Here is a 14,364-nt window from a genome sequence, read left to right as displayed (position 1 = left end):
CCGCGCGGCGCGGAGACCGCGTGTCACCTGGGAAGATACCGTCCCCAGCCGCCGCCGGGCCCGGCGGGAGGCAGATCCGGGGCGGCTACTCCCAGCGGAAGAAGCGGGCTGCCGCGCCGAGGCCGAGGACCGACCAGACCGCGAGGATGCCCAGGTCGCCCCACGGCATCCCGGCGCCGTGCTGGAGCACCGAGCGCAGGCCGTCGGAGAGCGCGGAGACGGGCAGCAGCCGCAGCACGTGCTGCCCGCCGCCGAACTTGTCCAGCGGCACGATCACCCCGCCGCCGACCAGCAGCAGCAGGAAGACCAGGTTCGCGGCGGCCAGGGTGGCCTCGGCCTTGAGGGTGCCGGCCATGAGCAGGCCGAGCCCGGAGAAGGCGGCGGTGCCCAGCAGCATCAGCAGCACCACGGCGGCCGGGTCGCCGTGCGGCGACCAGCCCAGCGCGAAGGCGATGGCCACCAGCAGCGCGCTCTGCAGCACCTCGGTGGCCAGCACCGCGCAGGTCTTCGCCGTCATCAGCGCCCAGCGCGGCAGCGGCGAGGCGCCGAGCCGCTTGAGCACCCCGTAGCGGCGTTCGAAGCCGGTGGCGATGGCCTGGCCGGTGAACGCGGTGGAGAGCACGGCCAGGGCCAGCACGCCCGGGGCGAGGAAGTCCACCGACTTGCCGGCGCCGGTGTCCACGATGTCGACGCTGCTGAACAGGGCCAGCAGCAGTGCCGGGATGATCACCGTCAGCAGCAGCTGCTCGCCGTTGCGCAGCAGCATCCGGGTCTCCAGCAGGGCCTGCGCGCGGATCATCCGCGGCAGCGGCGCCCCGCCCGGCGCCGGGGCGAACGGGCCGGGCGCGGCGGCCGGCCGGCCGGCCGGGGCCTGCGCCGGGACAGCGGCGGGGACGGCGCCGGGGTGGAGGGCGGTGTCGACGGGCTCATGCGCGCAGCTCCCTGCCGGTCAGTTCCAAGAAGACGTCCTCCAGGGTGCGCCGCTCCACCGCGAGGCGGTCCGGCATGACGCCGTGCTGGGCGCACCAGGAGGTGACGGTGGCCAGCAGCTGCGGGTCGATGGTGCCCTCGACGCGGTAGGAGCCGGCGGAGGGCTCGGTGGCGCGGCTCCCGTCGGGCAGCGCCTTGAGCAGTGAGGCGAGGTCGAGGCCGGGGCGGCCGGAGAAGCGCAGGGTGTTCTCCGCGCCGCCCCGGCACAGCTCCTCGGGGGTGCCGGAGGCGACCGCGCGGCCGGCGTCGATGATCACGACGTCGTCCGCGAGCTGCTCGGCCTCCTCCATGAAGTGGGTGGTGAGCACGACGGTGACGCCGTCCGCGCGCAGATCCCGGACCAGGTCCCAGGTGGCGTGGCGGGCCTGCGGGTCGAGGCCGGCGGTGGGCTCGTCGAGGAAGACCAGCTCGGGGCGGCCGACCACGGCCATGGCCAGCGCGAGCCGCTGCTGCTGCCCGCCGGACAGCCGCCGGTAGGGGGTGCGGCCGCAGGACCCGAGCCCGAGCCGCTCGATCAGCAGGCCGGGGTCGACCGGATGGGCGTGCAGGGCCGCCGCGTGCCGCAGCATCTCCTCGGCGCGGGCGCCGGGGTAGACGCCGCCGGACTGGAGCATCACCCCGATACGGGGCCGCAGCGCGGCGTTCCGCGCGGCCGGGTCCAGCCCGAGGACGCGGGCGGTGCCGGCGTCGGGGCGGCGGTAGCCCTCGCAGATCTCGACGGTGGTGGTCTTGCCGGCGCCGTTCGGGCCCAGCACGGCGGTCACGCCGCCACGGGCCACCCGCAGGTCCAGCCCGTCCACGGCGGCCTTGGTCCCGTACCGCTTGACCAGACCGGTCAGCTCGACCGCGGGCTCGTTTCGCATGCCGACGAGTCTAGGGAGCCGTGCGGGTCCTCGGCCCCGCGGCCCCGCGGCTGAGCCGCTCGGCGGACGCGAGCGGCGCCGGGGTGTGCGCGGCGGAGGGGACCGGGGGCCGCGGCCGCCGCTGGCCAGGGCGTATCGTGCCTGGTGGGCGGCGCGGCCGGGAGGCTCGCCGGGCGCGTCGCGGAGACCGCGGTGAGGTAACCCTAAGTGACGCATTCCACCGCGGGGGCGACTGTCGCCGCTTGCCCGGGCGAGATGAATTACGCAACAATGGCATTGTGAAAAACGTCGGCGGCGCTCCGATCGGAGCGGAGGAGCAGACGACCGGGGAGCGGCGTACCCGCAACCGCGTCGCCCGCTCCATCCTGGGCCACGGGCCCTCCACCGCCGCGGACCTGGCCGAACGGCTGGGCCTCACCCAGGCGGCGGTCCGCCGCCACCTCGACGCCCTGGTGGCCGAGAACATCGTCGAGCCCCGCGAGCAGCGGGTCTACGGCAGCCGCGGCCGAGGCCGTCCGGCCAAGGTGTTCGCCCTCACCGACTGCGGACGCGACGCGTTCGACCAGTCCTACGACCAGCTCGCCGCCGACGCCCTGCGCTGGATCGCGCAGTCGGCCGGCGGCGGGGAGTCGGGCGAGGCCGCGGTGACCGCGTTCGCCCGCGCCCGGGTCGCCGCCCAGGCCGAGCGCTACCGCGCCCTGGTCGAGGCAGCCGCCCCCGAGGACCGGGCGAAGGTCCTGGCCCGCGCACTGTCCGCCGACGGGTACGCTGCAAGCGCGCGCAGCGCCCCCGCCCCGGCCGGGGCCGCCCCGGGAGCCAAGGGCTTCGAGGGCGAGCAGCTGTGCCAGCACCACTGCCCGGTGGCCCACGCCGCCGAGCAGTTCCCGCAGCTGTGCGAGGCCGAGGCCGAGGTCTTCTCGACCCTGCTCGGCACCCACGTCCAGCGGCTGGCGACGATCGCGCACGGCGACGGGGTGTGCACCACGTACATCCCCCGCGCGCACCCGGCGCCGCCGCCCGGTGGACCGGCGCCCGCGGAGTCCACGGACCCCGCGGGCCGCGGCGGGACGCGCCACCCGGCGCGGGCGCCGCAGCAGGAGCCTCGGCACCACCCCCAGCACGACCCCCAGTACCAACCGCAGCACGACCCCAAGCACGTCTCAGCAAGCACGTCCGGGAGGAACCCCGCATGACCGCTCCTACGGAGACCGCTCGTCCGGAGCAGCACCCGGAGCTCGAAGGCATCGGAAACTACGAGTACGGCTGGGCCGACTCGGACGTCGCGGGTGCCGCCGCCAAGCGCGGCCTGTCCGAGGACGTCGTCCGCGACATCTCCGGCAAGAAGTCCGAGCCCGAGTGGATGCTGAAGCTGCGCCTGAAGGGGCTGCGGCTCTTCCAGAAGAAGCCCATGCCGACCTGGGGCTCCGACCTCACCGGCATCGACTTCGACAACATCAAGTACTTCGTGCGGTCCACCGAGAAGCAGGCCGAGAGCTGGGAGGACCTGCCGGAGGACATCCGCAACACCTACGACAAGCTCGGCATCCCGGAGGCGGAGAAGCAGCGCCTGGTCGCCGGTGTCGCGGCGCAGTACGAGTCCGAGGTCGTCTACCACCAGATCCGCGAGGACCTGGAGGAGCAGGGCGTCATCTTCATGGACACCGACACCGCGCTGCGCGAGCACCCGGAGCTGTTCCAGGAGTACTTCGGCACCGTCATCCCGGCCGGCGACAACAAGTTCGCCTCGCTGAACACGGCGGTGTGGTCCGGCGGGTCCTTCATCTACGTCCCCAAGGGCGTGCACGTGGAGATCCCGCTCCAGGCGTACTTCCGGATCAACACCGAGAACATGGGCCAGTTCGAGCGGACCCTGATCATCGTCGACGAGGACGCCTACGTCCACTACGTCGAGGGCTGCACCGCGCCGATCTACAAGTCGGACTCGCTGCACTCCGCGGTGGTCGAGATCATCGTGAAGAAGGGCGGCCGCTGCCGCTACACGACGATCCAGAACTGGTCGAACAACGTCTACAACCTGGTCACCAAGCGGGCCGTCGCCTACGAGGGCGCCACCATGGAGTGGATCGACGGCAACATCGGCTCCAAGGTCACCATGAAGTACCCCGCCGTGTACCTGATGGGCGAGCACGCCAAGGGCGAGACGCTCTCCATCGCCTTCGCCGGCGAGGGCCAGCACCAGGACGCCGGCGCCAAGATGGTCCACATGGCGCCCAACACCTCCTCCAACATCGTCTCCAAGTCGGTGGCCCGGGGCGGCGGCCGCACCTCCTACCGCGGCCTGATCGAGATCGGCGAGGGCGCGCCGGGCGCGAAGTCCAACGTGCTCTGCGACGCGCTGCTGGTCGACACCATCTCCCGCTCCGACACGTACCCGTACGTCGACGTCCGCGAGGACGACGTCTCGATGGGCCACGAGGCCACCGTCTCCAAGGTCTCCGACGACCAGCTCTTCTACCTGATGAGCCGCGGTATGACGGAGTTCGAGGCGATGGCGATGATCGTGCGCGGCTTCGTCGAGCCGATCGCCAAGGAGCTGCCGATGGAGTACGCGCTGGAGCTCAACCGGCTGATCGAGCTCCAGATGGAGGGCGCGGTGGGCTGACGCCCCCGGGGCCTCCGGGCCCCGCCGCGTCGCCCCCTCCCCGCTCCGTCCCCGAGCCGACGCCCGCGACCGGCCGGCCGCCCCTGGCGTCCGGCCGGAGCGGGTGCCGCGGCCCACCGGGCCGCGGCCGCACCGGCCGCCCCCGACGTACCGAAACAGCCGACCAGAAAGCAACACGACTAGCGATGGCAGAGATCACGCCCGCCGGCGCCACCACAGAGGGTGCCATCACGGTGGGACAGCCCACCGACGCCCGGGTCAGCGCCGCACCCTCCTACGATGTGGCGGACTTCCCCGTGCCGCACGGCCGGGAGGAGGAGTGGCGCTTCACCCCGCTGGAGCGGCTGCGCGGCCTGCACGACGGCACCGCCGAGGCCACCGGGTCCCTGCGGGTCGAGGTGACCGCCCCCGAGGGCGTCACCGTGCAGACCGTCGACCGCGACGACCCGCGGGTCGGCAAGGCCGGCAAGCCGGTGGACCGGGTCGCGGCGCAGGCGTTCAGCGCCTTCGAGAAGGCGTCCGTGGTCAGCATCCCCAAGGACGCCGTGCTCACCGAGCCGGTGCGGATCGCCGTGCACGGCGAGGGCGGCACCGCCTACGGCCACCAGGTCGTGGAGGTCGGCGCGTTCGCCGAGGCCGTCGTGGTGCTCGACCACACCGGCTCCACCACGCTCGCCGCCAACGTCGAGTACCTGATCGGCGACGGCGCCAAGCTCACCGTGGTCTCCGTCCAGGACTGGGACGACACCGCCGTGCACGCCGCGCAGCACACCGCGCTGGTCGGCCGGGACGCGAGCTTCAAGTCCGTCGTGGTCACCCTCGGCGGCGACCTGGTCCGGCTGCACCCGCGCGTGGTCTACGGCGCGCCCGGCGGCGAGGCCGAGCTGTTCGGCCTGTACTTCACCGACCGCGGCCAGCACCAGGAGCACCGGCTCTTCATCGACCACGACACCCCGCACTGCCGCTCCAACGTCGCCTACAAGGGCGCGCTGCAGGGCCAGGACGCGCACGCGGTGTGGATCGGCGACGTGCTCATCCGCGCCGAGGCCGAGGGCACCGACACCTACGAGCTCAACCGCAACCTGGTGCTCACCGACGGCGCCCGTGTCGACTCCGTGCCCAACCTGGAGATCGAGACCGGCGAGATCGTCGGCGCCGGCCACGCCTCGGCCACCGGCCGGTTCGAGGACGAGCAGCTCTTCTACCTGATGAGCCGCGGCATCCGGGCCGAGGAGGCGCGCCGCCTGGTGGTGCGCGGCTTCTTCGGCGAGCTGGTCCAGCAGATCGGCCTGCCCGACCTGGAGGAGCGGCTCATGGCGAAGATCGACGCGGAGCTGGAGGCGGCGGTCGCATGAGCCTGCCCACCGACGGCTTCGTCCGCGCCTGCGCGCTCAGCGAGCTGGCCGAGGACACCCCGCAGCGGATCGAGGTCGACGGCGTCCCCGTCTCGGTGGTCCGCACCGGGGGCGAGGTCTTCGCCATCAACGACATCTGCTCGCACGCCAACGTCTCGCTCTCCGAGGGCGAGGTCGAGGACTGCCAGATCGAGTGCTGGCTGCACGGCTCCAGCTTCGACCTGCGCACCGGAAAGCCGTCCGGGCTGCCCGCCACCCGGCCGGTGCCCGTTTACCCCGTCAAGATCGTTGGGGACGACGTGCTCGTCTCCGTCACCCAGGAGTCCTGAGTCACCCATGGCCACGCTTGAAATCCGCGACCTGCACGTCACCGTCGACGCCGACAACTCCACCAAGGAGATCCTCAAGGGCGTCGACCTGACCGTGAAGCAGGGCGAGACCCACGCCATCATGGGCCCCAACGGCTCCGGCAAGTCCACCCTGGCCTACTCCCTGGCCGGTCACCCCAAGTACACCGTGACCGGCGGCACCGTCACGCTCGACGGCGAGGACGTCCTGGCGATGTCCGTCGACGAGCGGGCCCGCGCCGGCCTCTTCCTCGCCATGCAGTACCCGGTCGAGGTGCCCGGCGTCTCCGTCTCCAACTTCCTGCGCACCTCCGCCACCGCGATCCGCGGCGAGGCGCCGAAGCTGCGCACCTGGGTGAAGGAGGTCAAGGAGGCGATGGAGCGGCTCCAGATGGACTCCTCCTTCGCCGAGCGGAACGTCAACGAGGGCTTCTCCGGCGGCGAGAAGAAGCGCCACGAGATCCTCCAGCTCGAACTGCTCAAGCCGCACATCGCGATCCTGGACGAGACCGACTCCGGCCTCGACGTGGACGCCCTGCGGATCGTCTCCGAGGGCGTCAACCGGGTCCGCGAGGGCGGCGAGGTCGGCACCCTGCTGATCACCCACTACACGCGCATCCTGCGCTACATCAAGCCCGACTTCGTGCACGTCTTCGCCGCGGGCCGGATCGCCGAGTCCGGCGGCGCCGAGCTGGCCGACAAGCTGGAGGAAGAGGGCTACGAGTCCTACGTGAAGGGTGGCGCTTCCGCGTGACACCGACCTCGTCGACCGGCCGGGTGCTGTCCGGCCTCCTCGACACCGACGCGATCCGCAAGGACTTCCCCGTACTGGACCGCCTGGTCCACGACGACCGGAAGCTGGTGTACCTGGACAACGCGGCGACCTCGCAGACGCCGCGCCAGGTGCTCGACGCGCTCGCTGAGTACTACGAGCAGCACAACGCCAACGTGCACCGCGGCGTCCACGTGCTCGCAGAGGAGGCCACCGCGCTGTACGAAGGCGCCCGCGACAAGGTCGCGGCCTTCATCAACGCGCCCAGCCGCGACGAGGTGATCTTCACCAAGAACGCGTCGGAGTCGATCAACCTCGTGGCCAACATGCTCGGTTGGGCCGACGAGCCCTACCGGGTGGACCGCGACACCGAGATCGTCATCACCGAGATGGAGCACCACTCCAACATCGTCCCGTGGCAGCTGCTGGCGCAGCGCACCGGCGCGAAGCTGAAGTGGTTCGGGCTGACGGACGACTTCCGGCTGGACCTGTCGGCGATCGACGAGGTCATCACGGAGAAGACGAAGATCGTCTCCTTCGTGCTGGTCTCCAACATCCTGGGCACCCTCAACCCGGTCGAGGCGATCGTCCGCCGCGCCCAGGAGGTCGGCGCCCTGGTGATGATCGACGCCTCGCAGGCGGCCCCGCACATGGCGCTGGACGTGCAGCGGCTCGGCGCCGACTTCGTGGCCTTCACCGGCCACAAGATGCTCGGCCCGACCGGCATCGGCGTGCTGTGGGGCCGGCAGGAGCTGCTGGAGGACCTGCCGCCCTTCCTCGGCGGCGGCGAGATGATCGAGACCGTCTCGATGCACTCCTCCACCTACGCGCCCGCGCCGCACAAGTTCGAGGCCGGCACCCCGCCGATCTCGCAGGCGATCGGCCTGGGCGTGGCGGTGGACTACCTCAACGCGATCGGCATGGACCGGATCGCCGCGCACGAGCACGCGATCACCGAGTACGCGCTGGAACGGCTGCGCGAGGTGCCGGACCTGCGGATCGTGGGCCCCGCCACCAGCGAGGACCGCGGCGCGGCGATCTCCTTCACGCTCGGCGACATCCACCCGCACGACGTGGGACAGGTCCTCGACGAGCAGGGCATCGCGGTGCGGGTCGGCCACCACTGCGCGCGGCCGGTCTGCCTGCGGTACGGAATTCCCGCGACGACGCGAGCGTCGTTCTACCTGTACTCCACCCCGGGCGAGGTCGACGCTCTGGCCGCGGGACTGGAGCAGGTCCGGAACTTCTTCGGCTGAGGCGGTGGCGCAGTGAAGCTCGACTCGATGTACCAGGACGTGATCCTGGACCACTACAAGAACCCGCACGGCCGAGGGCTGCGTGACGGGCAGGCCGAGGTGCACCACGTCAACCCGACGTGCGGGGACGAGATCACCCTGCGGGTCAGGCTGGACGGCGGTGTCGTCGGCGACGTCAGCTACGAGGGGCAGGGCTGCTCGATCAGCCAGGCCAGCGCCTCGGTGCTGAACGAGCTGCTGGTCGGCAAGGAGCTGGGCGAGGCCCAGCGCATCCAGCAGGCGTTCCTGGAGCTGATGCAGTCCAAGGGCCAGCTGGAGCCCGACGACGAGATGGAGGAGGTGCTGGAGGACGCCGTGGCGTTCGCCGGCGTCTCCAAGTACCCGGCGCGCGTGAAGTGCGCGCTGCTGAGCTGGATGGCGTGGAAGGACGCGACGGCGCAGGCGCTGTCCGGCGCTCCCGCACCGAAGGAGTCCGAATGAGCGACAACACCGCTGAGGCCACCCTCTCGCCGGCCTCCGAGGAGGAGGTCAAGGAGGCCCTCTACGACGTCGTCGACCCCGAGCTGGGCATCGACGTGGTCAACCTGGGCCTGATCTACGGCATCCACATCGACGAGTCCAACGTCGCCACCCTCGACATGACGCTCACCTCGGCGGCCTGCCCGCTCACCGACGTCATCGAGGAGCAGGCCCGGTCCGCGACCGAGGGCATCGTCAACGACCTGAAGATCAACTGGGTCTGGATGCCGCCGTGGGGCCCGGACAAGATCACCGACGACGGCCGGGAGCAGCTGCGCGCACTCGGCTTCAACGTCTGACCGCTCCATCCCGGCGCCGCACCGCGCCGGTTCCGGACGACCCGTCCGGCTGTTGCCAAAGGCCGCTGCCCGTCCCCGCCGTCGAGCGGGGGCGGGCAGCGGCCTTTGGCCGGCGGGGCCGCCGGTCCGGCCTCCCGGTCCGGCCTCCCGGTCCGTCCTACGGGTCCGTCCTACGGGACGAAGCGGTAGCCCATTCCCGGCTCCGTCTGCAGGTGGCGGGGGGTGGCGGGGTTGGACTCCAGCTTCCGCCGCAGGCCGGCGAAGTAGACGCGCAGGTAGTTGGTCTTCTTCTCGTGCCCCTGGCCCCAGACCTGGCGCAGGATCTCCTGGCTGGTCACCAGCTTGCCGGGGTGGCGGAGCATGACGTTGAGGATGCGCCATTCGGTCGGCGTGAGCTGCACCGACTCGTCGCCGCCGTCCCTGCGGCGGATCTCCGCGTCGCTCAGGTCGACCGTCCACTCGCCGAAGCGCACCTCCAGGTGGGAGGGCGCCTCCGCTGAGGGGCGGCGCAGCGCGGCCCGCAGGCGGGCGAGGAGCTCGTTCATCGCGAAGGGCTTGGTGACGTAGTCGTCGGCCCCCGCGTCGAAGGCGGCGACCTTCTCGTCGGTGCCGGACCGCCCCGACAGGATGATGATCGGCACCTCGCTCCAGGCGCGCAGGGCCCGGATCACGTGGTGGCCGTCGATCTGCGGCAGCCCGAGGTCGAGGATCACCGCGTCGGGCGGGTTCCTGAGGGCTTCGAGCAGTGCTCGCCGGCCGTCGGGCGCGGTGTCCACCGTGTAGCTGCGGGCCCGAAGGTCGATCTGCAGGGCCTTGAGCATCTGCGGTTCGTCGTCGACGACCAGGATGCGGGTCATGGTGGTGTCCTTTGTGTGCGGGCGCGTCCGCGGGCGGTCCGGTCGTGGCCGGGCCTGGCGGCCGGCCCGGGCTCACCGGGGCCGGTTCCGTCCGGCCGGGCGGTCAGCGCCCCTGCTACGGCTGGGAAGCGGCGTCAGTCGGCCGCGGCGGCGGGCGGCACGGCGAGCAGGTAGCCCACGGAGGGGTCGTTCCGCAGGAACTGGCCGGCCTCGTCGTGCAGCTTCTTCCGTATTCGGTAGGCGTAGACCTTGAGGTAGTGCGTCTCGTTGGCGTACGAGGGACCCCAGACGTTCTCCAGGATCATCCGCCGGGTGCAGACCTTGCCGACGTGGCGGGCGAGGAAGGCCAGGACGTCGAACTCCTTGAGCGTGAGGTCGAGCGGCTGGCCGTGGTAGGTCGCCTGGTAGTGGACCAGGTCGAGGGTGAGCGGGCCGGCGGTGAGCTCGGTGAGCTGGCCGGCGGTGTCGTCGGCGGCGTGGTGGCGCAGCGCGACGCGCAGGCGGGCGTCGAGCTCCCGCATGCCGAAGGGCTTGGTCATGTAGTCGTCGGCTCCGTTGTCGAGGGCTTCGACCTTGCGGTCCTCGGAGCTGTCGGCGGACAGGATGATGATGGGGAGGTCGGTCCAGGCCCGGATGCGGGTGCAGACGTCCAGCCCGTCGAGGTCGGGGAGGCCGAGGTCGAGGACGACGGCGTCGGGGGCGTGGACCGCGGCCGCGGAGAGGCCGCCATGGCCGGTTTCGGCGGTGCGGACCTGGTGGCCCAGGGTTTCGAGGCCGACTCGGCAGGCGGCGAGCAGTGCGATGTCGTCGTCGACGATGAGGACCGTGGCCACGGGTTGTTCTCCTCGGGCAGGCCGGCCGCGGCCGGCAGGGTGAAGGTGAAGCGGGCGCCGCCGCCGGGGGTCTGGTCGGTCCAGATCCGCTGCTGGTGGGCCTCGACGAAGATCTTGGCGATGGCCAGCCCCAGGCCGGTCCCGCTGTCGGCCTCGCGGCGGAAGAAGAAGCCGAAGACGTCCTCCCGCCGGTTCGCCGGGATGCCGGGGCCGTGGTCGGTGACCGAGACGGTCACCGCGGCCGGGCTCTCCTGGTGGGCGCGCAGGGTGATGGCCGTGCCGGGCGGGGCGTAGCGGGCGGCGTTCTCCAGCAGGTTGGTCAGCACCCGGCCGATGAGCACGGTGTCGACGTCGAGCAGCGGCAGGTCCGCGGCGATGTCGGTGACGATCTCCCGGGGCGCCGGTACGGGCAGGTCCCGCAGGACGGTGGCGACCAGGTCGTCCGCCGTGGTCAGGCTGGTACGCGGCCGCAGCACGCCGGCCTGCACCCGGCTCATGTCGAGCAGGTTGGTGACCAGGGCGGCGAGCCGGTCGGTCTGGGTGTCGACGAGCTGGGCGAGCTCGGCGCGGGCGTCCTCGCTCAGCGCCGGAGCCAGGTCGGGGTCGGCCAGCACCGAGGAGGACGCCTTGATCGAGGCCAGCGGGCTGCGCAGGTCGTGGGAGACCGCGGCGACCAGGGTGCGCGCCAGGTGCTCGACCTCCTCGGTGAGCCGGGCGTGCAGCGCCTCGTCGCGGAGCTGGGCCCGCTCCACCGCCAGGGCGATCTGGTTGGCGAACAGCAGCAGCGGCTCCCGCTGCTGCTCGGTGATGGTGGCGCCGGTGATCGCCAGCATGCCGATGGGGCGTCCGGCCGCCACCAGCGCCAGCCGCACCGGCTCGCCGCGCTCCCCCGGGCCGGCGGGCGCGGAGAGCAGGTCGAGGTTGGTGACCTGTCCGGGGGCCGGCTGGAGCCGCTGCAGCTCGGCCGGGGCGAGGTCGGCGCCTGCGGTGGCGGCCACGCCGAGCCGGTCGTCGGCGTCCGGCAGCAGCAGCGCGACGTGGCCGGCTTCGAGGATGTCGGCCAGCGTGGTCACGATGACGCTGAGCAGCTCGGGCAGCGGCCGGTCCTGGACGAGCTGCGTGGACAGGTCGAACAGCCGGCGCAGTTGCAGGCCGCGCTGCCGGGCCTCGGCCTGCGCGATGTTCATGCCGGCCACCACCCGGGCGACGGGCAGCATGACCACCGCGTAGATGCCCAGCGCCGTCCAGTTCTCGCTCGCGCCGACGTCCAGGGTCAGGTAGGGCGGGACGAAGAAGAAGTCGTAGACGAGGAAGCCGCCCATGATGCTGAGGGCGCCGGCGAGGAACCCGCCGTTGGTGACGCCGACGACCACCGGCACGACCAGCACCAGGGCCGTGGTGGCGATGCTGAGGTGGCCGCGCAGCGGCAGCATCGCCGCGGTGAGCACGGCCATGCAGGCCAGGGCCACCAGCGCACCGGCGAGGTTGCGGTGCATCGTGTCGGCGCCGAGGGTTCCCCGCACGCGCCGGACGGACGGACCGGTCATCCTCGGGTGCCTCCAGATCGTCTCCACCGGGTCGCCCGGAGCAGGGGTGCCGGTCCGGACGGCCTTCCCGCCCGGACCACGCCCTTTCAGCGTATGAGCCACGGTCGGCCGCCGAAGTCGTCGGGGTACGTGATGATGTGCACGTCGATGCCGGCGCGCCCGGCCAGGCGGGTGACCCGGCTGACGGTGGAACCGCTGGTCAGCAGGTGCCGCAGGCGGCCGCGGCCGCTGTGGCCGAGCACGATCCCGGTGGCGCCGTGCTCGGTGGCCGCCTCCACCAGCGCCCGCGCCGGATCGTCGGCCTCGATCTCGACCCAGGTGCCGCCCAGCTCGCCGGCGAGCTGCCGGACCGGCAGCAGCGCGTCCGCGTGCCGCTCCGCCCGCCCCCTCCGGCGGACCTCGCTCGGGTGGACGTGCACGACGGTGAGGTCGGCGGGTGAGCGGCCGGGGGACTGGGCGGCGAGGCGGTGGGCCCGGCGCAGCACGGTCTCCGTGCCGGGGGCGCCGGTGACGCCGACCAGGAGGCTCTCGGCGGGGGCCGCGGCGCGGCCCGAGGCGGTGCGGCGCAGCCGGGCGAGCAGCTCGTCGTCGGCCTCGCCGGCCAGGAAGCGCAGGGTCAGCTCGCGCAGCACCGAGAGGTTGTCGGTCTCGAAGAAGCCGGTGAGTGCCTGGTGGATGCGGTCGGCCGGGTAGATGTGGCCGTGCAGCATCCGCCGGCGCAGGTCCTCGGGGAGGGAGTCGACCAGCTCGATCCGGTCGGCCCGGGCCAGCACCGCGTCCGGGACGCGCTCGCGGACCCGGGTGCCGGTGACGGCCTCCACGGTGTCGGCGAGGCTCTCGATGTGCTGGCTGTTGAGGGTGCTCATCACGTCGACGCCGGCGTCGAGCAGTTCGAGGACGTCCTGCCAGCGCTTCTCGTGGCGGCCGGAGCCGGGCACGTTCGTGTGGGCGAGCTCGTCGACGAGCACCGTCGCGGGCCGGCGGGCGAGGACCGCGTCGAGGTCCATCTCGGCGAACCGGCTGCCCCGGTGGGTCACCGTCATCGGCGGAACCACCTCCAGCCCGCCCAGCCGGGCCGCTGTGGCCGGTCGGCCGTGGGTCTCCGCGAACCCGACCACCACGTCGGTGCCGTCGGCGAGGAGGCGGGCCGCCTCCTCCAGCATCGCGTAGGTCTTGCCGACCCCGAACGCCATCCCCAGGTAGACGTGGAACCGTCCGGCGGCGGCCGCCGGATCACCACCGTCGCGTCGGGGCGCCGACGTGTCAGCGGGGTTGGACATGCGGACTCCGGTCGGTGCGGCCCACGGCGGGGCTGTCGGAAGACGGTCACCTCTCAGCCCTCTCGGCCCCTTCCAGCCCCTCACGGGGCGCATGGGGCGCACGGGGCTCGTTCGGCCCTCGGCGGGCTCGCCACGGGTGCGCAGACGGGTCAACGGTCTGTGCGCGGGCGGGCCCGTAAGGGGCAGGCGGCCAGGGCCGAGGCCCTGGCAGACGCCGTGCCCCTTACGGGCATCTTCGCTACTTCGCCGCGGCCAGCGCCTCGTTGAGTTCGAGGACGTTGACGTAGGACGCCCCCAGGAACCCGAGCTGGGGCCCGTGCACGTGGCCGGCGACCAGGTCGTGCACCTGGGTGGCGGGCAGCTGGCGCGCCTTCGCGACCGCGTTCACCTGCGCGTAGGCCGCGGAGGGGCTGATGTCGGGGTCGATCCCGCTGCCGGAGGCGGCGACCAGGCCCGGGTCGGGCGTGATGCCCTGCTTCTCCAGGGCGGCGACCCGCTTCTTGTACGCGTCGGCCAGCTCCTTGGAGCGGGGGCCGAGGTTGGACCCGCCGGTAGCGGTCGGGTCGTCACCGTCGGGGCGGCCCTGGAACCACTGCGGGCCCTTCCACTGCTGCCCGACGAGGGTCGATCCGTTCTTTCCGAGGGAGCCGCTCGCCTGATGGCGGAAGAGCAGCTGCCCGATTCCGGTCTCGGCCAGCGGATAGGCCAGTCCGAGCAGGACGAAGAAGATGACCGAGACGATCAGTCCCCTTCGCAGGTTCACCCACAGCATGACAACTCCATGACGATTCCCGTCCGTACCCGCGCGGTGCGGGCCTTCGGC

14 protein-coding genes and 2 pseudogenes are annotated in these 14,364 nt (G+C 72.4%); 8 read left to right on the top strand and 8 right to left on the bottom strand.

Translation table 11 applies throughout. The features are described 5' to 3' along the window. Positions 1-85 precede the first annotated feature (85 nt). The gene (locus tag BS72_RS02240; RefSeq protein ID WP_037905949.1) at positions 86-799 is read right to left on the bottom strand and encodes an ABC transporter permease; all 714 of its coding nucleotides are present in this window, start codon (positions 797-799) and stop codon (positions 86-88) included. A 127-nt stretch (positions 800-926) separates the two neighbouring features. Continuing rightward, positions 927-1,853, bottom strand: coding sequence for an ABC transporter ATP-binding protein (locus tag BS72_RS02235; RefSeq protein ID WP_037905947.1), 927 nt, complete (start codon positions 1,851-1,853; stop codon positions 927-929). A gap of 278 nt (positions 1,854-2,131) precedes the next feature. Here BS72_RS02235 and BS72_RS02230 point away from each other — a divergent pair, with 278 nt between their 5' ends. The 8 genes from BS72_RS02230 (at position 2,132) to BS72_RS02195 (ending at position 9,024) form a co-directional block, all read left to right on the top strand. Further along, the gene (locus BS72_RS02230; RefSeq protein ID WP_107498654.1) at positions 2,132-3,046 is read left to right on the top strand and encodes a helix-turn-helix transcriptional regulator; all 915 of its coding nucleotides are present in this window, start codon (positions 2,132-2,134) and stop codon (positions 3,044-3,046) included. Further along, positions 3,043-4,476 (top strand): Fe-S cluster assembly protein SufB, encoded by a 1,434-nt coding sequence (sufB, locus tag BS72_RS02225; RefSeq protein WP_037905945.1) that lies wholly within the window; start codon positions 3,043-3,045, stop codon positions 4,474-4,476. Before BS72_RS02230 ends, sufB begins: the two co-directional genes overlap by 4 nt. 185 nt (positions 4,477-4,661) lie before the next feature. Then, positions 4,662-5,831: a Fe-S cluster assembly protein SufD gene (gene sufD / locus BS72_RS02220; RefSeq protein ID WP_037905944.1), complete on the top strand. Its 1,170-nt coding sequence runs from the start codon at positions 4,662-4,664 to the stop codon at positions 5,829-5,831. Continuing rightward, positions 5,828-6,160, top strand: a complete 333-nt coding sequence (locus BS72_RS02215; RefSeq protein ID WP_037905942.1) for a bifunctional 3-phenylpropionate/cinnamic acid dioxygenase ferredoxin subunit — start codon at positions 5,828-5,830, stop codon at positions 6,158-6,160. Before sufD ends, BS72_RS02215 begins: the two co-directional genes overlap by 4 nt. A gap of 7 nt (positions 6,161-6,167) precedes the next feature. Further along, on the top strand, positions 6,168-6,932 hold the full coding sequence (sufC, locus tag BS72_RS02210; protein WP_037905940.1) for a Fe-S cluster assembly ATPase SufC: 765 nt from the start codon (positions 6,168-6,170) through the stop codon (positions 6,930-6,932). A gap of 26 nt (positions 6,933-6,958) precedes the next feature. Next, positions 6,959-8,206, top strand: coding sequence for a cysteine desulfurase (locus BS72_RS02205; protein ID WP_198545766.1), 1,248 nt, complete (start codon positions 6,959-6,961; stop codon positions 8,204-8,206). A 12-nt stretch (positions 8,207-8,218) separates the two neighbouring features. Next, the gene (gene sufU / locus BS72_RS02200) at positions 8,219-8,686 is read left to right on the top strand and encodes a Fe-S cluster assembly sulfur transfer protein SufU (protein WP_037905937.1); all 468 of its coding nucleotides are present in this window, start codon (positions 8,219-8,221) and stop codon (positions 8,684-8,686) included. Next, positions 8,683-9,024: a metal-sulfur cluster assembly factor gene (locus BS72_RS02195; RefSeq protein WP_037905935.1), complete on the top strand. Its 342-nt coding sequence runs from the start codon at positions 8,683-8,685 to the stop codon at positions 9,022-9,024. Before sufU ends, BS72_RS02195 begins: the two co-directional genes overlap by 4 nt. Positions 9,025-9,194: 170 nt before the next feature. Here the strand turns inward: BS72_RS02195 and BS72_RS02190 are convergent, their stop codons facing one another. The 6 genes and pseudogenes from BS72_RS02190 to BS72_RS02175 form a co-directional block, all read right to left on the bottom strand. Further along, positions 9,195-9,881 (bottom strand): response regulator, encoded by a 687-nt coding sequence (locus BS72_RS02190; protein ID WP_037905934.1) that lies wholly within the window; start codon positions 9,879-9,881, stop codon positions 9,195-9,197. A 134-nt stretch (positions 9,882-10,015) separates the two neighbouring features. Further along, on the bottom strand, positions 10,016-10,420 hold the full coding sequence (locus tag BS72_RS37655; RefSeq protein ID WP_051950562.1) for a response regulator transcription factor: 405 nt from the start codon (positions 10,418-10,420) through the stop codon (positions 10,016-10,018). An 18-nt stretch (positions 10,421-10,438) separates the two neighbouring features. Beyond that, positions 10,439-10,714: pseudogene (locus tag BS72_RS39720) on the bottom strand (response regulator); the annotation flags it as partial. Positions 10,715-10,752: 38 nt separating this feature from the next. Continuing rightward, positions 10,753-12,210 (bottom strand): annotated as a pseudogene (locus BS72_RS37650) (ATP-binding protein); the annotation flags it as partial. Between the two features lie 137 nt (positions 12,211-12,347). Continuing rightward, positions 12,348-13,541: a universal stress protein gene (locus tag BS72_RS02180; RefSeq protein ID WP_051950559.1), complete on the bottom strand. Its 1,194-nt coding sequence runs from the start codon at positions 13,539-13,541 to the stop codon at positions 12,348-12,350. Between the two features lie 238 nt (positions 13,542-13,779). Continuing rightward, positions 13,780-14,313 carry a potassium-transporting ATPase subunit C gene (locus tag BS72_RS02175; RefSeq protein WP_037905931.1) on the bottom strand — a complete coding sequence of 178 codons (534 nt, stop codon included), beginning with the start codon at positions 14,311-14,313 and terminating at the stop codon, positions 13,780-13,782. Between the last annotated feature and the right edge of the window lie 51 nt (positions 14,314-14,364).

It is taken from the genome of Actinacidiphila yeochonensis CN732, from assembly GCF_000745345.1.
In the GTDB taxonomy this organism is placed as follows: Bacteria; Actinomycetota; Actinomycetes; order Streptomycetales; family Streptomycetaceae; genus Actinacidiphila; species Actinacidiphila yeochonensis.
Note: the sequence above shows the minus strand (reverse complement) of the source record. Positions and strands in the feature narration are given on the sequence as shown.